18 protein-coding genes are annotated in these 18,612 nt (G+C 69.8%); 8 read left to right on the forward strand and 10 right to left on the reverse strand.

The features are described from left to right. Window positions 1–14 precede the first annotated feature (14 nt). The 4 genes from CHC09_RS03630 (at window position 15) to CHC09_RS03645 (ending at window position 7,223) form a co-directional block, all read left to right on the forward strand. Entirely contained in the window at window positions 15–3,728 is a 3,714-nt protein-coding gene (locus CHC09_RS03630; RefSeq protein ID WP_089291478.1) for a multifunctional oxoglutarate decarboxylase/oxoglutarate dehydrogenase thiamine pyrophosphate-binding subunit/dihydrolipoyllysine-residue succinyltransferase subunit, read from the forward strand. A 58-nt stretch (window positions 3,729–3,786) separates the two neighbouring features. Beyond that, the gene (locus tag CHC09_RS46095) at window positions 3,787–3,963 is read left to right on the forward strand and encodes a DUF6104 family protein (RefSeq protein ID WP_089291479.1); all 177 of its coding nucleotides are present in this window, start codon (window positions 3,787–3,789) and stop codon (window positions 3,961–3,963) included. Between the two features lie 69 nt (window positions 3,964–4,032). Further along, window positions 4,033–6,111, forward strand: a complete 2,079-nt coding sequence (gene pta, locus CHC09_RS03640) for a phosphate acetyltransferase (protein WP_089291832.1) — start codon at window positions 4,033–4,035, stop codon at window positions 6,109–6,111. Next, the gene (locus CHC09_RS03645; protein WP_089291480.1) at window positions 6,108–7,223 is read left to right on the forward strand and encodes an acetate/propionate family kinase; all 1,116 of its coding nucleotides are present in this window, start codon (window positions 6,108–6,110) and stop codon (window positions 7,221–7,223) included. The genes pta and CHC09_RS03645 overlap by 4 nt, the downstream gene beginning before the upstream one ends. 94 nt (window positions 7,224–7,317) lie before the next feature. Here the strand turns inward: CHC09_RS03645 and CHC09_RS46100 are convergent, their stop codons facing one another. The 4 genes from CHC09_RS46100 to CHC09_RS03660 form a co-directional block, all read right to left on the reverse strand. Further along, a complete protein-coding gene (locus CHC09_RS46100; RefSeq protein ID WP_179276927.1) occupies window positions 7,318–7,473 on the reverse strand; it encodes a hypothetical protein in 156 nt (51 codons plus the stop codon). A 149-nt stretch (window positions 7,474–7,622) separates the two neighbouring features. After that, window positions 7,623–8,564 carry a zinc-binding dehydrogenase gene (locus CHC09_RS03650; RefSeq protein WP_089291481.1) on the reverse strand — a complete coding sequence of 314 codons (942 nt, stop codon included), beginning with the start codon at window positions 8,562–8,564 and terminating at the stop codon, window positions 7,623–7,625. Between the two features lie 337 nt (window positions 8,565–8,901). Further along, a complete protein-coding gene (locus CHC09_RS03655) occupies window positions 8,902–10,134 on the reverse strand; it encodes an NAD(P)-dependent malic enzyme (protein ID WP_275407849.1) in 1,233 nt (410 codons plus the stop codon). 138 nt (window positions 10,135–10,272) lie between these two features. After that, window positions 10,273–10,581 carry a S26 family signal peptidase gene (locus CHC09_RS03660; RefSeq protein WP_239138016.1) on the reverse strand — a complete coding sequence of 103 codons (309 nt, stop codon included), beginning with the start codon at window positions 10,579–10,581 and terminating at the stop codon, window positions 10,273–10,275. A gap of 85 nt (window positions 10,582–10,666) precedes the next feature. Here CHC09_RS03660 and sodN point away from each other — a divergent pair, with 85 nt between their 5' ends. Together sodN and CHC09_RS03670 are read left to right on the forward strand one after the other, a co-directional pair. Continuing rightward, the gene (gene sodN, locus CHC09_RS03665) at window positions 10,667–11,071 is read left to right on the forward strand and encodes a superoxide dismutase, Ni (protein WP_089291482.1); all 405 of its coding nucleotides are present in this window, start codon (window positions 10,667–10,669) and stop codon (window positions 11,069–11,071) included. Between the two features lie 95 nt (window positions 11,072–11,166). Beyond that, window positions 11,167–11,574, forward strand: a complete 408-nt coding sequence (locus tag CHC09_RS03670; RefSeq protein ID WP_089291483.1) for an ATP-binding protein — start codon at window positions 11,167–11,169, stop codon at window positions 11,572–11,574. Here the strand turns inward: CHC09_RS03670 and CHC09_RS03675 are convergent. Both CHC09_RS03675 and CHC09_RS03680 read right to left on the reverse strand, forming a co-directional pair. Beyond that, window positions 11,552–12,259, reverse strand: a complete 708-nt coding sequence (locus CHC09_RS03675) for a FadR/GntR family transcriptional regulator (protein WP_089291484.1) — start codon at window positions 12,257–12,259, stop codon at window positions 11,552–11,554. The two genes, CHC09_RS03670 and CHC09_RS03675, sit on opposite strands and share 23 nt — an antisense overlap. 38 nt (window positions 12,260–12,297) lie before the next feature. After that, on the reverse strand, window positions 12,298–12,693 hold the full coding sequence (locus tag CHC09_RS03680) for a hypothetical protein (protein ID WP_239138014.1): 396 nt from the start codon (window positions 12,691–12,693) through the stop codon (window positions 12,298–12,300). Window positions 12,694–12,744: 51 nt separating this feature from the next. On the opposite strand from CHC09_RS03680, the gene CHC09_RS03685 reads away from it, so the two are divergent. Continuing rightward, window positions 12,745–13,686 carry a diacylglycerol/lipid kinase family protein gene (locus CHC09_RS03685; RefSeq protein ID WP_089291485.1) on the forward strand — a complete coding sequence of 314 codons (942 nt, stop codon included), beginning with the start codon at window positions 12,745–12,747 and terminating at the stop codon, window positions 13,684–13,686. A 411-nt stretch (window positions 13,687–14,097) separates the two neighbouring features. Then, complete coding sequence (locus CHC09_RS03690) at window positions 14,098–14,352, forward strand: WhiB family transcriptional regulator (RefSeq protein ID WP_089291486.1); 255 nt, start codon at window positions 14,098–14,100, stop codon at window positions 14,350–14,352. A gap of 522 nt (window positions 14,353–14,874) precedes the next feature. Here CHC09_RS03690 and CHC09_RS03695 read toward each other — a convergent pair. From CHC09_RS03695 to CHC09_RS03705, 4 genes are read right to left on the reverse strand one after another with little or no spacing between them, the layout of a single operon-like run. Then, on the reverse strand, window positions 14,875–15,651 hold the full coding sequence (locus CHC09_RS03695; RefSeq protein WP_089291487.1) for a sirohydrochlorin chelatase: 777 nt from the start codon (window positions 15,649–15,651) through the stop codon (window positions 14,875–14,877). Further along, window positions 15,633–16,397, reverse strand: a complete 765-nt coding sequence (locus CHC09_RS03700) for a phosphoadenylyl-sulfate reductase (RefSeq protein WP_089291488.1) — start codon at window positions 16,395–16,397, stop codon at window positions 15,633–15,635. The genes CHC09_RS03695 and CHC09_RS03700 overlap by 19 nt, the downstream gene beginning before the upstream one ends. Then, on the reverse strand, window positions 16,394–16,552 hold the full coding sequence (locus CHC09_RS46105; protein WP_179276928.1) for a hypothetical protein: 159 nt from the start codon (window positions 16,550–16,552) through the stop codon (window positions 16,394–16,396). The genes CHC09_RS03700 and CHC09_RS46105 overlap by 4 nt, the downstream gene beginning before the upstream one ends. Next, window positions 16,549–18,240, reverse strand: a complete 1,692-nt coding sequence (locus CHC09_RS03705) for a nitrite/sulfite reductase (RefSeq protein WP_089291489.1) — start codon at window positions 18,238–18,240, stop codon at window positions 16,549–16,551. Before CHC09_RS03705 ends, CHC09_RS46105 begins: the two co-directional genes overlap by 4 nt. Window positions 18,241–18,612 lie beyond the last annotated feature (372 nt).

The raw sequence follows: 18,612 nt of genomic DNA on the forward strand, positions 1-18,612 counted from the left end.
AGGCGAACGCGGCAGTGTCGACGCAGCAGACTTCGCAGGACAATCCGCTCGCGGACTTCGGTCCCAACGAGTGGATCGTCGACGAGATGTATCAGCGGTACCTGGCCGATCCGACCAGCGTCGACCCTGCTTGGCACGATTTCTTCGCGGATTACAAACCGGCGATGGCCTCGGGTTCGATCGCGACGCCCGACGAGGCGACCGCGGCCAACGCGACCAAGTCCGCCGCCAAGGCCGGCACCGACGCGCCCGCGGCGGCGACCGTGGCACCGGCCAAGCCGGTGACCCCGCCCACACCCGCGGCGAAGCCGGCGCCCGCCCAGGCCCCGGCGGAGAAGGCCGCACCCAAGGCGGCGGACGGCGTCGCCCCGGCGGGCGCCAAGACCACGGTCCTGCGCGGCGTCGCCGGCAAGATCGTCCAGAACATGGAAGCCTCGCTGCAGGTTCCCACCGCCACCTCGGTGCGGGCGGTCCCGGCGAAGCTGATGGTCGACAACCGCATCGTCATCAACAACCACCTCTCCCGCGGGCGGGGCGGCAAGGTCAGCTTCACCCACCTGATCGGCTGGGCGCTGATCCGGGCGGTCGTCGCGCACCCGGAGATGAACTACAGCTACTCCGAGATCAACGGCAAGCCCACCCTGGTCGAGCCGGAGCAGATCAATCTCGGCATCGCGATCGACCTGGCCAAGAAGGACGGGTCGCGCACCCTGGTCGTGCCCTCCATCAAGAACTGCGGGCAGATGGACTTCCGGCAGTTCTGGCAGGCGTACGAGGACGTCGTCCGGCGCGCCCGCCGCAACGAGCTGACCATGGACGACTACACCGGTACGACGATCTCGCTGACGAACCCGGGCGGCATCGGCACGGTGCACTCCATCCCGCGCCTGATGAACGGGCAGAGCGCGATCATCGGCGTCGGCGCGATGGAGTACCCGGCGCCCTACTCCGGCATGAGCGACGAGATGCTCACCGAGCACGGCGTAAGCAAGGTCACCACGCTGACCAGCACCTACGACCACCGGGTCATCCAGGGCGCGCAGTCCGGCGAGTTCCTCAAGGTGATGCACGAGCTGCTGCTCGGCGGGCACGACTTCTACGACGACATCTTCACCTCGCTGCGGATTCCGTACGAGCCGGTCCGCTGGGTGCGGGACGTGGCCCGGACCTCCGAGGGCCAGATCGACAAGGCCGCGCGGGTGATCGAGCTGATCCACGCGTACCGGGTGCGCGGTCACCTGATGGCCGACACCGACCCGCTCGAGTACACCATCCGCAAGCACCCCGACCTGGACGTGCTCCAGCACGGCCTGACCCTGTGGGACCTGGACCGCACCTTCCCGGTCGGCGGCTTCGCCGGCAAGGAGAAGATGAAGCTGCGCGACGTGCTCGGCGTGCTGCGGGACAGCTACTGCCGGCGCATCGGCATCGAGTACATGCACATCCAGGACCCGGAGGAGCGCCGCTGGGTCCAGGAGCGCATCGAGGTCAAGTACGCGAAGCCGGACACCGACGAGCAGAAGCACATCCTGCTGCGGCTCAACCGGGCCGAGGCGTTCGAGACGTTCCTGCAGACGAAGTACGTGGGGCAGAAGCGGTTCTCGCTGGAGGGCGGCGAGTCGCTGATCCCGCTGCTGGACGCGGTGCTCCAGTCCTCCGCCGAGGCGGGGCTGGACGAGATGGTGATCGGCATGGCCCACCGCGGCCGGCTGAACGTGCTCACCAACATCGTCGGCAAGCCGTACGAGAAGCTGTTCAACGAGTTCGAAGGCTGGATGGACCCGAAGTCGGCGCACGGCTCCGGTGACGTCAAGTACCACCTCGGCCAGACCGGCAAGTACACGACGCCGGACGGCTCGCACTCCACTCAGGTCAGCGTCGTCGCCAACCCGTCGCACCTGGAGGCCGTCGACCCGGTTCTGGAGGGCATCGTCCGGGCCAAGCAGGACCGCCTGGACCTGGGCCTGCACGGCTACACGGTGCTCCCGGTGCTGGTGCACGGCGACGCCGCGTTCGCCGGCCAGGGCGTGGTCGCCGAGACGCTGAACCTCTCCCAGCTGCGCGGTTACCGCACCGGTGGCACGGTCCACGTGATCGTGAACAACCAGGTCGGCTTCACCACCGCGCCGGAGTACAGCCGCTCCTCGATGTACTCCACCGACGTCGCACGGATGGTCGAGGCCCCGATCTTCCACGTCAACGGGGACGACCCCGAGGCCGTGGTGCGGGTCGCCAAGCTGGCCTTCGAGTACAGGCAGACGTTCAACAAGGACGTCGTGATCGACATGATCTGCTACCGCCGCCGCGGTCACAACGAGGGCGACGACCCGTCGATGACCAACCCCCGGATGTACCAGATCATCGACACCAAGCGCAGCGTGCGGAAGCTCTACACCGAGGAGCTGATCGGCCGCGGCGACATCACCGTGCAGGACGCCGAGGAGCAGCTGCGCGACTACCAGTCCCGGCTGGAGGAGGTCTTCAAGGCCACCCGAGACTCGGTCAAGAACCCGCCGCGGCCGCACATCATCGCGGAAGCGCCGGAGCCCGAGGCCGAGACCAAGGTCGACGCCGACACGGTGCGGGCGGTCGGCCAGGCGCACATCGAGCTGCCCGAGGGCTTCACCCCGCACAAGCGGGTCCAGCAGCTGCTCGACCGGCGCGCCAAGATGTCCACCGACGGCGGCATCGACTGGGGCTTCGGCGAGCTGATCGCGTTCGGCTCGCTGCTCGCCCAGGGCGTCACCGTCCGGCTCGCCGGACAGGACTCGCGGCGTGGCACGTTCACCTCGCGGCACGCCGCGATCGTGGACTCGAAGACCGGCAAGGACTTCCTGCCGGTCAGCACGCTGGCCACCGGCAACGCCCGGTTCTTCGTGCACGACTCGCTGCTCTCCGAGTACGCCGCGATGGGCTTCGAGTACGGCTACTCGGTGGAGAACCCGGACGCGCTGGTCCTCTGGGAGGCCCAGTTCGGCGACTTCGTCAACGGCGCCCAGTCGATCGTCGACGAGTTCCTCTCCTCCGGCGAGGTGAAGTGGGGCCAGCAGTCGTCGCTGGTGCTGCTGCTGCCGCACGGCATGGAGGGCCAGGGCCCGGACCACTCGTCCGGCCGTCCGGAGCGGTTCCTCCAGCTCTGCGCCCAGGACAACATGCGGGTGGCGAACCCGACCACCCCGGCGAACTACTTCCACCTGCTGCGTCGCCAGGCGCTCTCCACCAAGCGCAAGCCGCTGGTGGTGTTCTCGCCGAAGTCGCTGCTGCGGCACAAGCTCGCGGTCTCCACGGTGGCCGACTTCACCCAGGGCACCTTCCAGCCGGTCCTCGGCGACGCCGGGATCAACGGTCAGCCGCTGGACGCCGGTTCGGTGAAGCGGGTGCTGCTCTGCTCCGGCAAGGTCTACTACGACCTGCTGCAGGCCAGGGCCGACCGCGGTAACACCGACACCGCGATCATCCGGATGGAGCAGATCTACCCGCTGCCCGTCGAGGAGCTCAAGGCGATCCTGGCGCTGTACCCGAACGCCGAGGACTTCGCCTGGGTCCAGGAGGAGCCGGCCAACCAGGGTGCCTGGTCGTTCGTCGCGCTCAACCTGCTGGAGCACCTGGAGGGCGTGCGGCTGCGCCGGATCTCCCGCCCCGCGGCGGCCGCTCCGGCGGTCGGCTCGGCCAAGATGCACGAGGCCGAGCAGCAGGCCCTGATCGAGGCGTCGCTGCCGCGCCCGTGATCTCCTGAGGAAAGGGGGCGCTCCGCGATCGCGGAGCGCCCCCTCTTACTATCCGTGCATGTACTTCACCGATCGGGGCATCGAGGAGCTGGTCGAGCGGCGTGGTCAGGAGACCGTGACGCTGGAGTGGCTCGGCGAGCAGCTGCGCACCTTCGTCGACCTGAACCCGGAGTTCGAGACGCCGATCGAGCGCCTGGCCACCTGGCTGGCCCGCGACGACGAGGACGAAGAGTAGGACCTGCGGTCTTCCACAGCCGGGACGTTTGACCCGGCGGCCGTCACCTCGTGTCGGTAGGTTGTGGGTGTGGCGCGCAGTGTCTATGTAGCAGGCTTGGGCCCGGCTGTCGGTAAGGGCGTGGTCGCCCTCGGGATCGTGGAGCTGCTGTCCCGGCAGGTCGCCGGAGTCTCGGTGTTCCGGCCGTTGGTCCCGGCCGCCGACCGTGACCCGCTTCTGACCACCCTCCGCGAGCGTTATCCCGGTCCGGTGTCCCCCGCGGAGTCGTTCGGGGTCACCCTCTCCGAGGCGACGGCGCTGATCGCGGAGGGCCGGCGGGAGGAGCTGATCGGCCGGATCGTCGAGCGTTACCGCGCCGTCGAGCGGCAGAGCTCCTCGGTCGTGGTCATCGGTGGCGATTTCGCCGATCGTGACGCCGAGACCCACGACGAGCTGCCCCTGCCTCGCGAGCTGGCCTTCAACGCCCGGCTGTCGACCGAGTTCGGCAGCGTGGTGGTGCCGGTGGTCAGCGGTGCCGGCCGCAACGAGAGCTCGCTCGCGGCGGCGGTGGGCAGTGCGTACCACTCCCTCACCGACCTCGGTGCGACGGTGGCCGCGGTGATCGCCAACCGGGTGCCGCCGACCGCCCTCGGCGGCCCGGAGCCGAGCCTTCCGGTCCCCTTCTGGGCGATCCCCGAGGTCGCGGCGATCGCGGCCCCGACGGTCGGCGAGGTCGCCGACGCCCTGGGGGCGACGGTCCTCTACGGTCCACCCGGCGCCCTCGAGCGGGACGTGCTCGACTACCTCGTCGGCGCCGCGCACGTGCCCACCGTTCTGGAGCATCTGACCGACGGGGCACTGCTGATCACCCCGGGCGACCGGTCCGACCTGCTGGTCGCAGCGAGCGCCGCGCACGCGGCCGGCACGGTCGCCCTGGCCGGGCTGGTGCTCACCCTCGGCGAGCCGCCGGACCCGCGGGTGGTGCGGGTCATCGAGCGGCTCAACACCGGCCTCGCGATGCTGGTCACCAAGGCCGACAGCTTCCACACCATCGCCCACTCCGGCCGGGTCCAGGCGCAGCTCAGCACGCCCCGCAAGGTGCAGACCGCGCTCGGGGTGTTCGAGACGCACGTGGACACCGTGGCGCTCTCCAAGGTGCTCGACGTGGCCCGCTCCGCCCGGGTCACCCCGCTGATGTTCGAGAACGACCTGATCGACCGGGCCCGCGCCGATCGCCGCCACCTGGTGCTGCCGGAGGGGACCGAGGATCGGATCCTGCGCGCCGCCGAGACCCTGCTGCGGCGCGGGGTGGCCGACCTGACCCTGCTCGGCGACCCGGCCGAGATCAGCCGACGGGCCCGGGAGCTGGGCGTGGAGATCGGCGACGCCCGGCTGGTCGATCCGTCCACCAGCCCCTGGCGGGACGACTTCGCCGAGCGCTACGCCGAACTGCGCAAGGGGCGGGCGGTCACGCTCGACCTGGCGTACGACGTGGTTCGGGACGTCAACTACTTCGGCACCATGATGGTCTCCGCCGGTTACGCTGACGGCATGGTCTCCGGCTCGGTCCATACGACGGCCGCCACCATCCGGCCGGCCTTCGAGATCATCAAGACGGTGCCCGAGCTGTCCGTCGCCTCCAGCGTGTTCTTCATGCTCCTGGCCGACCGGGTGCTGGTCTACGGCGACTGCGCGGTCAACCCCGACCCGGACGCCGCACAGCTCGCCGACATCGCGCTCTCCTCGGCGACGACCGCTGCCGCGTTCGGTATCGAGCCGCGGGTCGCGATGCTCTCCTACTCGACCGGCAAGTCCGGCGCCGGTGCCGACGTGGAGAAGGTCGCCGCCGCCACCGCCCTGGTCCGGGAACGCCGTCCGGACCTGCCGGTGGAGGGCCCGATCCAGTACGACGCGGCGGTCGACCCCGCCGTGGCCGCCGCGAAGCTGCCCGGCAGCACGGTGGCCGGTCAGGCGACGGTGTTCGTCTTCCCCGACCTGAATACCGGCAACAACACCTACAAGGCTGTGCAGCGCTCGGCGAACGCGGTCGCGGTCGGCCCGGTCATGCAGGGCCTGCGCCGCCCGGTCAACGACCTGTCCCGCGGCGCGACGGTCAAGGACATCATCAACACCGTGGCCATCACGGCGATCCAGGCGGGGGCGAAATGACCCGGGTACTGGTGCTCAACTGCGGCTCCTCGTCAGTGCGGTACAGGCTGTTCGACGGCACCGAGGTGCACGCCAAGGGCCTGATCCAGCAGATCGGCGAGGAGGGTGGCGACGCCGCCGACCATCGCGAGGCGTTGCAGAACCTGATGGACCGGCTTGACCTCAGCGGGCTGGCCGCGGTCGGACATCGGGTGGTGCACGGCGGCGAGCGGTTCACCGAGGCCACTGTGATCACCGACGAGGTGGTGGCCGCCATCGAGGAGCTGATCCCGCTGGCGCCGCTGCACAACCCCGGCGCGCTGACCGGCATCCGGGCGACCCGCAAGCTGCTGCCGGACGTGCCCCAGGTGGCGGTCTTCGACACGGCCTTCCACGCGACGATCCCGCCGGAGGGGGTGCTCTGGGCCGTCGATCGGGAGCTCACCCAGCGGTGGGGGCTGCGGCGATACGGATTTCACGGGACCTCCCACGCGTACGTCTCCCGGGAGACCGCCCGGCTCCTCGGCACGCCGGTCGCCGAGACAAATGTGATCACCCTGCACCTGGGCAACGGTGCCAGTGCCGCTGCGGTGCGCGGCGGCCGCTGCGAGGCCACCTCGATGGGGATGACCCCGCTCAGCGGCCTGGTGATGGGGACCCGATCGGGCGACATCGACCCGAGCCTGGTGTTCCACCTGCACCGGGTGGCCGGGCTGTCGGTGGACGAGATCGAGGAGTCGCTGACCCGGCGCGGCGGTATGGCCGGCCTGACCGGCGCGAACGACATGCGTGAGGTGGAACAGCGGCTCACGGCCGGTGACCCGGACGCGGAGCTCGCTTTCGCGATCTACACCCGGCGGCTCCGGGAGTACGTCGGGTCGTACCTGGCGCTGCTGGGCCGGGTGGACGCGATCACCTTCACCGCGGGCGTCGGGGAGAACTCGGCGCATGTGCGCGCGGCCGCGCTGGCCGGGCTCGAACCCCTCGGCATCACCGTGGACGAGGCACGCAACCAGCGCAACGACCTGATCATCTCGGCCGACGGCGCACCGGTCGCGGTATGCGTCGTACCCACCGAGGAGGAGCTGGAGATCGCCGACGAGGCCCGTAAGGCGCTCTCGTTGCCGGCCTAGGTCCCCGCGGCCGGGCGGCCCGGCGGCTTCCCTGTACCCGCTCGGCATCCGGCACGCGCTGAGCGGAGCCGGGCCGGAACCGGTCCGCGAAGTGTTACAGGACGAGCCAGGCGATCAGGGCGATGAGGACCACTGCGGCCACACCGCCGATGAGGTAGGGCATCTTGGACCGTGCCGCGTCATCGGGGGTCCGGGTGAAGGCCCGGAACGCCTCGGTGTTGCCGCTCGGGTCGACGCTGTTGTCAGGCATGGGCCCGACCCTAACCAAGCCGCGCACCCTTTCGCCAAGATGACCGGCACCCGACGGACAGCGTGTCCGACCCATCGATCAGGTCACCCGGCCGGTGCCGGGGTGCCCGGCGCCCGGCCGGGCTTGGTCGGCGCTCGATGACGGTGCGGTCAGTGTTCGATGACGACCTTGCCGAAGACGTCGCCGGAGGAGAGCCGGGCGAAGGCGTCGGCGACCGAGTCGAACGGGTACCGGGAATCGATCACGGGGTGGATCTGGGCGGTGGCGCACATCTGGAGCAGTTCGGCCAGTTCGGCGGGGGTGCCCATGCTGCTGCCGAGGATCTCCAACTGCATGGCGAAGACCCGGCGCAGATCGACCCGGGCCAGGTGGCCGCCGGTCGCGCCACAGACGACGATGCGGGCCCCGGGAGCGGCGCACTTCATCGAGTGCTCGAAGGTCGGCTCGCCGACGGACTCGATCACCACCTCGACACGCTCCGGAAGACGCGCGCCGGGCTCGGCCGGGATCGCGCCCAGCTCCGCGACCCGGTCACGTTTCCACTGCTCACGGCTGGTTGCGTAGACCCGCTTGCCGAGCGCGACCGCCAGTGCGATCGCGGCGGTGGCGACGCCGCCCCCGGCGCCCTGGACCAGGACCGCGCCGGCCTCCGCGGCACGACCGCGGGTCACGAGCATGTGGTACGCGGTGAGCCAGGCCGTGGGCAGGCAGGCCGCCTCGGCGAAGGAGACTCCGTCGGGGATCGGGAGCAGGTTCTCCCGGGGGACGGCGATCCGCTCGGCGAGCGTGCCGGGATAGCGCTCGGAGAAGAGCGAGTAACCACGCGGGTCGGCTTTGTCCTCGACCACCGGGTAGACCAGGACCGGCGCGCCGTCCGGGGTCACACCGGCGGCGTCACAGCCGAGGATCATCGGGAGGCGGTCGGCGGGCAGGCCGACACCCCGCAGCGACCAGATGTCGTGCTGGTTGAGGGAGCTGGCCCGGACGTCGATCGGCACCCAGCCCTCGGGCACAGAGAAGGGCAGGTCGCCCACGGTCAACGCGCTCAGCGGCGTGTCGGGCTGAAGCGAGGAGGCATAGGCGGCGCGCATGAACTCTGTCTACCGGCGCCGCCTTCGGCTCGCAAGCTGTGCTGACCGGCGTCGCCTTCGGCTCGCAGGCATTGCGCCCTTAGCGGCCGATGTCGAGAGGCCCGAAAACAACCACGCTTCGCTAGTCGTTTTCGGGCCTCTCGACATCGGCGGGCGCAACGCGAGTGGGATACGGCTGGACCACGCGGTGCTTGCGGTTTCGGCGCCTCGACATCGGGGGCGCAATGCGTTCGGGGTTGAAGCGCACGTCGGAAAGGTCGGGGCGGGAGGAGGAGAGCGAGGGGGAAGCGACGCGCCGCCCTGCGGGAGGCAGGGCGGCGCGTGGGGTGACAGCGGGTCAGGCGTGCTGGCGGGCCTGGGTGGGGGCGGGCGCGGGCGTGCGGCGGGCGACGCCGTCCCGGATCGCGGCGGCGGCGACCGCCGCGGCCACGGCCGGACCGACCCGCGGGTCGAGCGGCGACGGGACGATCGCGTCCGGACGCAGGTCGTCGGCGACGATCGAGGCGATGGCGTCGGCCGCGGCCACCTTCATCCCGTCGGTGATCGTCGAGGCCCGGACGTCCAGGGCACCGCGGAAGATGCCCGGGAACGCGAGCACATTGTTGATCTGGTTGGGGAAGTCGCTCCGGCCGGTGGCGACGATCGCGGCGTACTTGTGGGCGATCGCCGGCGGGACCTCCGGCGTCGGGTTGGCCAGCGCGAAGATGATCGCGCCCGGCGCCATGCCGGCCAGGGCCTCCTCACCGATGTTGCCGCCGGAGACGCCGACGAGGACGTCCGCGCCGATCAGCGCCTCGGTGATGCCGCCGGAACGACCGGAGATGTTGGTGGTCGCGGCGAGCGCGGCCTTGACCGGGCTGAGGTCGGTCCGCTCGCCGTGGATGATCCCCCGGGAGTCGCAGACGATCATGTTGGCGCCGTCGACGCCGGCCGCGATCAGGGTCTTGGTGATGGCGACACCGGCCGCGCCGGCGCCGCTGATGACCACGCGCAGGTCGGCGAAGGAGCGGCCGAGCAGGGCGGCCGCGTTGCGCAGCGCGGCGAGCGTAACGACCGCGGTGCCGTGCTGGTCGTCGTGGAAGACCGGGATGTCGAGCTCGGCGTCGAGGCGACGCTCGATCTCGAAGCAGCGCGGCGCGCTGATGTCCTCGAGGTTGATCCCGCCGAACGACGGCGCCATCGCCTTGACCGCGGCGATGATCCCCTCGACGTCCTGGGTGTCCAGGCAGATCGGGATCGAGTCGACCCCGCCGAACTGCTTGAACAGCACGGCCTTGCCCTCCATGACGGGCATCGCGGCCTTCGGCCCGATGTTGCCCAGGCCGAGCACCGCGGAGCCGTCGGTGACGACCGCGACGGTGTTGGCGGTCCAGGTGAAGTCGGGATAGAGCGACTCGTCCTCGGCGATCGCCTCACAGACCCGGGCGACGCCCGGGGTGTAGGCCAGCGAGAGGTCGTCCCGGCTGGTCAGGGGGACGGTCGCGCTCATCGTCATCTTGCCCCGGCGGTGCAGGTCGAAGACCGGATCGGCGGCGAGGGCGGGATCGAGCTCGAAACTGAAGAAAGACACGGTGAACTCCACACGGCATCGGCATTGATACGTGGCACCTGCACAATCTGGTCGCGAGTATGCGCCAGCAGGCGGTGCGATGCGGGGGTCACCCGGGAAAGCGACCGCAGCGCGGGTGTGCGCTGGGGATACTGGAGACTAACTTAACCGCCCTGGGCTGGGGTAGTAGCGAAACACCACGCGCCCGATGACATCTGCCACCCCGTACGCCCGGGAGTCGTCCTGGACGAACTCGTTGTCACCCTGCAACCACCAACCGTCGTCCTGTTCCCGCATCACCCGCTTAACGACCAGCAGACCGGGCCGGGAACGGAATCGCGCGATCACAATGTCGCCGGTCCTTACGCGTCCGCCGCGACGTGCGATCAGAGCGTCTCCGTGCCGGAGGGTGGGTGCCATGGACGGGCCCCGCACCAACACCGCGAACAGTGGTAAGTGCCACTTCAAGGCATCAAGCCTCCGTCACGTTAGCCTCTGGCTGTAAGGGGTAGTGTCACTCCCGGATCATCGCAAATTCTATGGAGGAGTCCTGATGCGACTTCCGCGTTTCCTCAAGCCGAGCACCGTGGTCAGCGCGCACTGCGACCTGCCGTGCGGCGTCTACGACCCGGCCCAGGCCCGGATCGAGGCCGAGTCGATCAAGGCCATCGCCGAGAAGTACGCGGCGAACACGGACCCCGAGTTCCGCACCCGGGCGATCCTGATCAAGGAGCAGCGCGCCGAGCTCGTCAAGCACCACCTCTGGGTGCTGTGGACCGACTACTTCAAGGCCCCGCACTTCGAGAAGTACCCGCACCTGCACCAGCTCTTCAACGAGGCCACCAAGCTGGCCGGCGCCGGCGGCGCCAAGGGCTCGATCGACGTCGCGGTGGCTGACCAGCTGCTCGGCAAGATCGAGGAAATCTCCAAGATCTTCTGGGAGACCAAGCAGGCCTGATCATGGCCTCGAGCCGGCGCGTCCGCGGACGCGCCGGCCTCTGCCGTAACGGAGAGTAACCGGTTAGAGTCTCCACCGACAGGAGGAGGTGGCGGGTGACTCAGCTGACCCAGACGGAGCCGGAAGTCGGAGACGACATCGTTCTCCTGACGGTGCCGGCCGACGGTGGATACCTCGGCGTGCTCCGGACGGCCACCGCCGGGCTCGCCGCCCGGCTGCACTTCGCCCTCGACGAGATCGAGGATCTCCGGATCGCCGTCGACGAGGCCTGCGCCATGCTGCTGGCCATCGCCACCCGCGGCGCTGAGCTGGAGTGCCGGTTCGCGGTCACCGAGGACGCGCTCACCGTCGAGGTCACCGTCTCCACCGTGCGCGGCGCCCGGCTGCCCTCCGAGTCCTCCTTCGCATGGAAGGTGCTGACCGCGCTGACCACGTCCGCCGCCGCCGAGGCCAACGGGCAGCATGCGACGATCCGCCTGCTCACCCGCCGGACTGAGTACTGACCGTCAGCGCGATGTAATCCAGGTGCCGCGCGGCCATCCTGGTCGCCCCCTCGGCATCCCGCTCGATCAGCCGCTCCAGCAGTTCCCGATGATCCGCGTCGATCCGGGACCAGTACTCCGGGGGCAGGCCGGCGAACACCTCTTCGCCGTACGACGCCTGGTAGAGCGGGCGGCCGACCAGCTCGAACAGCGGATTGCCGGTGGCCTTCGCGAGCAGTCGGTGGAACGCCGCGTGGGCGGCGAGCATGGTGTCGAAGTCGTCGATCCTCGGATCGAAGAGCGCACCGCGCAGCTCGGTGATGTGCTCGTCGGTGCGCCGGATCGCGGCCAGCCCGGCGGCCGGCGCCTCCAGCACGCGGCGTAGCTCGAGCAGGTCGCCCAAGCCCACCTCGGCCGAGCTCGTGAGCAGCGCAAATCCGGCGGAGAGCCCGTCGGCGAGCTGCCCGGCGTCCGGGTGCGCGACGAAGCTTCCGCCGGTCACCCCGCGGGTGGTGACGATCAGGTGCTGGCTGGCGAGCAGGCGCAGCGCCTCACGCACCGTGCTGCGACTGACGCCGATCTTGACGCACAACTCGGGCTCGGGCGGCAGCCTTTCACCCGGTTGTAGTCGTCCCGAAGTGATCTCCGCCCGCAAATCGTCCGCGAGTTGCTGATAGGCGGGCGGGCGTACCGTTGAGCCGGTCACCCATCCAGGTTATGCCCAGAGCGGCGACATCGACCCTACTAATCGACGCCCAACGCTCGACTGCTGGCCGGGAGCAGCACCAGCACCGCGGTGATCGCGGCCAGCGCGAGCAGCACCAGGCCCAGCCAGAGCGGCCCGACCTGGACCAGGAAACCACCGGTGGCCAGCAGGAAGAGCTGCACCACCACGGCCGGGCCGCGGGCCCGGACCTTCCGCCGCCCGAGGGCTCGGGCGACAAGGAAGACCGCCGCGGCGGCCAGCGCCGCCATGACGGTGAGTGAGGCCGCCACACCGACGTCGGCGCCGTCGCTGGTCAGATCGAGAACGACGAGGTACGCCGTGAGCCCGGCCAGCCCCACGCTCTGCAGGTAGAGCAGCCGGACTCCCCAGTCGAGGGACGCGGCCGCGGTCGTCACGGAGTTCTCACCGGTCACCGCTGCACCATACCGACAGCCCGAACCGGTTTCGGCGGGTAAGGTGCCGCCATGCGTGCCTTGCTGGTGGTCAACCCCCGGGCGACGACGACCACCGAGCGCAGCCGAGACGTCCTGGTCCGGGCGTTGGAGAGCGCGGTCGACCTGACGGTGCGCTACACCCAGCGACGTGGGCACGCCACCACTCTGGCTCGCGCGGCCGCCGAGAGCGGCATCGATGTGTTGGTCACACTCGGCGGTGACGGCACCGTCAACGAGGCGGTGAACGGGCTGATGACCGCGCCCGCCGGGCTGCCCGGAGAGCCGGCGTACCGACTGCCGGCGCTGGCTGTGGTCCCAGGCGGCTCGACCAACGTGTTCGCCCGCGCGCTCGGCCTGCCCCGCGACTGGGCGGACGCGACAAGTGTGATCCTGGACGGCTTGCGTGACGGCCGGCACCGGGTAATCAATCTCGGTCGCGCCGACGATCGCTACTTCACCTTCACCGCCGGCCTGGGCCTGGACGCCGCGGTGGTCCGCCGGGTGGAGCAGGCCCGGCTGCGCGGCCGGACCTCGACGCCGGGCCTATACCTGCGCGCGGCGGTCGGCCAATTCTTCACTGGAGTCGACCGGTCCGATCCGCCGATGGCCCTGGAACGTCCGGATGAGGCGACCGCCGCCGGTCTGGGCACGGTGATCGTGCAGAACACGGCCCCCTGGACGTACCTCGGTGACCGTCCGGTGGACCCGAATCCGGACGCATCCTTCGATCTCGGACTCGATGTATTCGCTCTGCGCAGACTGAAGGTTTCCGCAACGGCAAAGACCGTGACACAGCTCGCGTGGCGCTCCGGTGATCAACACGGTAAACAGGTATTACGGCTGCATGACCTTGCCGAGTTCACCGTGGTCTCGTCCCGGCCCCAAGCATTCCAGCTGGACGGCGACTATCTCGGCGAGCGGCAGAAGGTGCACTTCGTGTCCGTCCCATCAGCGCTCCGTGTGGTCTGCTGACGCCGGGGTACGTCTTACGGGACGTGCTCACGATCCGTTACAGAAACACGGGCAAAAGGTCGGCGAAGCGGCCGGGACCGTACTACATTGATGGGAGCGCTCGTCATCCGGCTCCGGCAAGAGCAGGAGAACCGGACATAAGGGTAGGTGAGGCAGCTCACCCGCTGGAAGAAACTTCCAGCGCTACCCTTGACATCGCGAGAGTTCGTGAAAGCATTCACAAGCGATAAGAAGTAACCGGTTGCCGCTTGTGCGCGTTCCTAATCCAGAAGCGCGGAACGGCCACCAAACACAAAGGCTTGCTGACGCACTGGTGAGCGTACGGGCACAACCCGTCGACACCACGGGCGCATGCATATAGGTAAACAGCACTGTTTTCATTACCCCATCCGAAACAAGGAGTTTGCCGCCATGGACTGGCGTCACGATGCGATCTGCCGCGACGAGGACCCGGAGCTCTTCTTCCCGATCGGGACGTCTGGCCCCGCGCTCCTGCAGGTCGAGCAGGCCAAGGCCGTGTGCCGGCGGTGCCCAGTGACCGAGTCGTGCCTTTCCTGGGCGCTCGAGTCGGGTCAGGACGCCGGCGTATGGGGCGGTATGAGCGAGGATGAGCGGCGCGCGGTCAAGCGTCGCGGTGGCCTTCGGGTCTCCGCTCCCACTGCCTGACTCAATCCCCCACACAGCATTTGCGCCCCGGGCCGGACGGCACCGGGGCGTCTTGCTGTTTCGGACCGCTTACACAGAGCTTCCATTCCACTGAGCGCTAATTCGATCACGGTACGTTTACCCGTACTCCCGAAATGATCTCGAAATTGGTGACTGATCGATTTCCGTCGCCGCGCCCACACACTCCGCTGTGGACCCTCCAATACCGACTCCCGTTGTCGCATAGCGCAGAGTGATCGTTACGGAGAGCAACCTCCGGGTAAAGATCGACTCTGCGGCCCGGACAGGGCGCACCCGGGTGATCATGCGGATCCGGCCACACTCGGCCGTCAGACGACCGCTGAGCCACGGAGAAAGCGGACCAGGCGACCACTGGTACACGCAGAAGGCGGGCCAGACGAGCACTGGGACACACCGAAGGCGGGCCACGACGACCACTAGGACACACAGATAGCTGACCAGACGGCCGCTGAGACCGCAGAAGGCAGACCAGACGGCCGCTGAGACACGCCGGAGAGCGGATCAGGCGGCGACGGCCATCCGCGCACCCGCGGCAGCCACCCGGGCGCTGATCAGCCCGACCAACTCCGGTACATCCCCCAACGGCTCGGCCACGCTGACCGCACCGGCCTCCCTGGCCGACCCGGCCGCCAGGTCGTAGAGCTGCCCCGGCGCCAGGAAGTACCCCGCCACCGCGACCCGGCGAGCCCCACCGTCCCGCAGCACGTGCACGGCGTCGCCGGCCCGCGGCCCCACCCCGGACGAGTACGAAACGGCCGACGGCACCCCGAGACGCGCTCCGAGCGCCGCCGCGGCGTACCCCACCGTTCCCCGCGCGACAGCGTCCCGAGTCCCCGCAGCGGCCAGCACGACCGCGTCGAATTCGGCATCCGGAAGCCGCCGCACCAGCGCCTCCAGCAGCAGCCTCGGCATCCGCACCCGCCCCGGCTCGGCCCGCCGGGGCCCGAGGACCTCGGCGAGCGCGACCTCCACCGGCAGATCGGCCGCCTCGGCCAGCACGGCGGGCAGGTCCACCCGCCCGTGATACGCCTCGGTCAGCAGCAACGGCACCAGGACCGCCCGCCGGGCACCGAGCGAACCCAGCACCTCCAGCGGCCTCGGCCCGGCGTGGTCCAAGTAGGCGGCCCGGACCAGCCACTCCGGCCGGGCCCGGCGCACCGCCCGGGCCAGTGCCTCGGTCGACGCGGCGGCCCGGGGATCACGACTGCCGTGTGCCACCAGGACCACGGCGGGCAGTGGGCTGCTCGTCGAGGCGCCGATCAGACGTGCAGACCGCATTCGGTCTTCTCGAACATGGCCCAGCGGCCCGCGCGCGGGTCCTCGCCGGCCTTGGTGCGCCGGGTGCACGGCCAGCACCCGATCGAGCCGTAGCCCTTCTTGAACAGCTCGTTGACCGGAACGTTCCACCGGCTGATGTAGCGGTCCACGTCCGCCTGGGTCCAGGCCGCGATCGGGTTGACCTTGACCTTGCCCTTCTTCGCGTCGAAGGCGACGACGGGTGTGTTGGCGCGGGTCGGCGACTCGTCACGGCGCAGGCCGGTGGCCCAGGCGTCGTACTCGGCCAGCGCCCGCTCCAGCGGCTCGACCTTGCGAATGAAGCAGCACTCGTCGGGGCTGCGGGCGAACAGCCGGGGGCCGTACTCGCCGTCCTGCTGGCCGACGGTCATCCGGGGGCGGATCGAGCGGACGTTCACGTTCATCGTGCGGGCCACCGTGTCCCGGACCTTGAGGGTCTCCGGGAAGTGCAGGCCGGTGTCGAGGAAGACCACGTCCACACCGGGCGAGACGCGGGAGAACAGGTGCGCGACCACCGCGTCGGCCATCGAGCTGGTGACACAGAACCGCTCGCCGAAGGTGTCGGTCGCCCACTTCGCGATCTCCTCGGCGGAACTGCCCTCGAGGTCGCGGGCGGCCTGGAGGGCGAGCTCCCGCAGCTGCTCAGGAGCGCGGCGGGCGGGGTCAGCGGGGGCGCTGGGCGCGCCCAGGTTGATCAGGCCCAGGCCGGAGGCGTTCAGGAGGTTCATGCGTTTGCTCCCTTGGACAACAACCCGATGAACTTGACCGAGAAAACACGCGCGCAGGAGTGGCACTCCCAGGCGCCGTGCGAGGACTCGTTGGGGCGGAGGTCCTCGTCACCGCAGTAGGGGCAGTAGAGCGGGGCGGATCTGGCGTCGCTCATTTCAGGAGCTCCTCTTCCGCCCGCATCACCCAGTTGGCGAACGTCTCGCCGTCGGTGCGGCCGTCGAGGTAGTTCCGGGCGACCCGCTCGACGTACTCGGGAAGCTCTTCGGCGGTGGCCTTGAGGCCCCGCAGCTTGCGGCCGAAGCCGGCGGTCTCGCCCTTCGCCATGCCGAGCGCGCCGCCGAGGTGGATCTGGAAGCCCTCGACCTGCTCGCCGTGCGAGTTCAGGAGCAGCTGGCCCTTGAGGCCGATGTCGGCGACCTGGGTGCGGGCGCAGGCGTTCGGGCAGCCGTTGAGGTGCACCGAGATGTCCGCGTCGAAGTCCTTGAGCCGCTCCTCGAGCCGGGCGACCAGTTCCTCGCCGCGGGCCTTGGTCTCGACGATCGCGAGCTTGCAGTACTCGATGCCGGTGCAGGCCATGGTGCCGCGCCGCCATGCCGACGGGCGCGCCTCCAGGCCGATCCCGCGGAGCCCGCTGATCAGCGATTCCACCTGGTCGTCGGAGATGTCGAGCACGATCAGTTTCTGGTACGCGGTGAGCCGCACCCGGTCCGACCCGTGCTGCTCGACCAGGTCGGCCAGGGCGAGCAGCTGCTTGCCCGAGGACCGGCCGACGACCGGCGCCGCCCCGACGTAGTTGCGCCCGTCGCGCTGCTTGTGCACGCCGATGTGGTCGATCGGCTTCTCCGGCAGGTCCGGCGCCGGCCCGTCGATCAGCGCGCGGCCCAGGTACTCCTTCTCCAGGACCTCGCGGAACTTCGCCACGCCCCAGTCGGCGAGCAGGAACTTCAGGCGGGCGCGGTGCCGCAGCCGGCGGTAGCCGTAGTCCCGGAAGATCCCGACCACGCCCTCCCAGACGTCCGGGATCTCGGCGAGCGGCACCCAGACGCCGAGGCGCTCGGCCAGCCGCGGGTTGGTGGACAGGCCGCCGCCGACCCAGAGGTCGAAGCCGGGGCCGTGGTCGGGGTGCTCGACGCCGACGAACGCGATGTCGTTGGCCTGGTACGGACCGTCGGGCAGCCAGGAGATGACGGACTTGAACTTGCGCGGCAGGTTCGAGTAGGCGGGGTCACCCACGTACCGCTGAATGATCTCGTCGATCGCCGGGGTGGCGTCGATGACCTCGTCGGTGGAGATGCCGGCGACCGGGCTGCCGAGCACCACGCGGGGACAGTCGCCGCACGCTTCGGTGGTCTGCAGGCCGACCGACTCGAGCCGGCGCCAGATCTCCGGCATGTCCTCGACCCGGATCCAGTGCATCTGGATGTTCTGCCGGTCGGTGATGTCGGCGCTGTCCCGGGCGAACTCGTTGGCGATCTGGCCGATGACCCGCAGCTGGGCCAGGTTCAGCGCGCCGCCGTCGATCCGGACGCGGAGCATGAAGTACTCGTCCTCGAGCTCCTCGGGCTCCAGCACCGCGGTGCGGCCGCCGTCGATCCCGGCCTTGCGCTGGGTGTAGAGGCCCCACCAGCGGAACCGGCCGCGTAGGTCGGCCGGGTCGATCGAGGCGAAGCCCTGGTGCGCGTAGATGTTCTCGATACGCGCCCGGACATTGAGCGGGTTGTCGTCCTTCTTGCTCCGCTCGTTGGGGTTGAGCGGCTCGCGGTGTCCGAGCGCCCACTGGCCCTCGCCGCGCGCCTTGCGGGGGCGGGCGGTCGGCGTTGCGGGACTGTTGCTGGGCGCCATGGCGGCGGTCCTCCGGTTTTCGTGGGCAGGGGAGGACACTCGCGGCCACTCGGAGGCTCCGCGACTTCAGCGTCGGGAGAGGGCCGGCTTGTCTTCCGCGCCCGAGATATTTGGGGGCGGCGTCAGGAAGCCGGACACATCGCGCTGAAGACACGGCCGTAGTCGACGTGGCGGCGGGCCACGAAGCGGCGGTCAAGAGCAGCGGTCATGCGGGTAAGCCTCTCACGCAAACCGAATGTGGGCCAGTGAGGTCCAGATTTCGGGAGTGTGGTGCGCGGCACTTGGCGGAGTTCTCCTACCACCGTTACGAATTCGTTACGCCGCAGGTCGGAGGCGCTCACCCATCGACAACAATGTTTCGCCTGGCCGGGG

The sequence above is a fragment of the Actinoplanes regularis genome (assembly GCF_900188005.1).
Taxonomy (GTDB): domain Bacteria; phylum Actinomycetota; class Actinomycetes; order Mycobacteriales; family Micromonosporaceae; genus Actinoplanes; species Actinoplanes regularis.

Coding starts and splice junctions, on each gene's coding strand:
- CHC09_RS03700 (WP_089291488.1), bottom strand. CDS start 16,397: ATGAACCTCCTGAACGCCTCCGGCCTGGGCCTGATCAACCTGGGCGCG.
- CHC09_RS03695 (WP_089291487.1), bottom strand. CDS start 15,651: ATGCGGTCTGCACGTCTGATCGGCGCCTCGACGAGCAGCCCACTGCCC.
- CHC09_RS46105 (WP_179276928.1), bottom strand. CDS start 16,552: ATGAGCGACGCCAGATCCGCCCCGCTCTACTGCCCCTACTGCGGTGAC.
- CHC09_RS03705 (WP_089291489.1), bottom strand. CDS start 18,240: ATGGCGCCCAGCAACAGTCCCGCAACGCCGACCGCCCGCCCCCGCAAG.
- CHC09_RS46100 (WP_179276927.1), bottom strand. CDS start 7,473: ATGCCTGACAACAGCGTCGACCCGAGCGGCAACACCGAGGCGTTCCGG.
- CHC09_RS03645 (WP_089291480.1), top strand. CDS start 6,108: ATGACCCGGGTACTGGTGCTCAACTGCGGCTCCTCGTCAGTGCGGTAC.
- CHC09_RS03690 (WP_089291486.1), top strand. CDS start 14,098: ATGGACTGGCGTCACGATGCGATCTGCCGCGACGAGGACCCGGAGCTC.
- CHC09_RS46095 (WP_089291479.1), top strand. CDS start 3,787: ATGTACTTCACCGATCGGGGCATCGAGGAGCTGGTCGAGCGGCGTGGT.
- sodN (WP_089291482.1), top strand. CDS start 10,667: ATGCGACTTCCGCGTTTCCTCAAGCCGAGCACCGTGGTCAGCGCGCAC.
- CHC09_RS03685 (WP_089291485.1), top strand. CDS start 12,745: ATGCGTGCCTTGCTGGTGGTCAACCCCCGGGCGACGACGACCACCGAG.
- CHC09_RS03650 (WP_089291481.1), bottom strand. CDS start 8,564: ATGCGCGCCGCCTATGCCTCCTCGCTTCAGCCCGACACGCCGCTGAGC.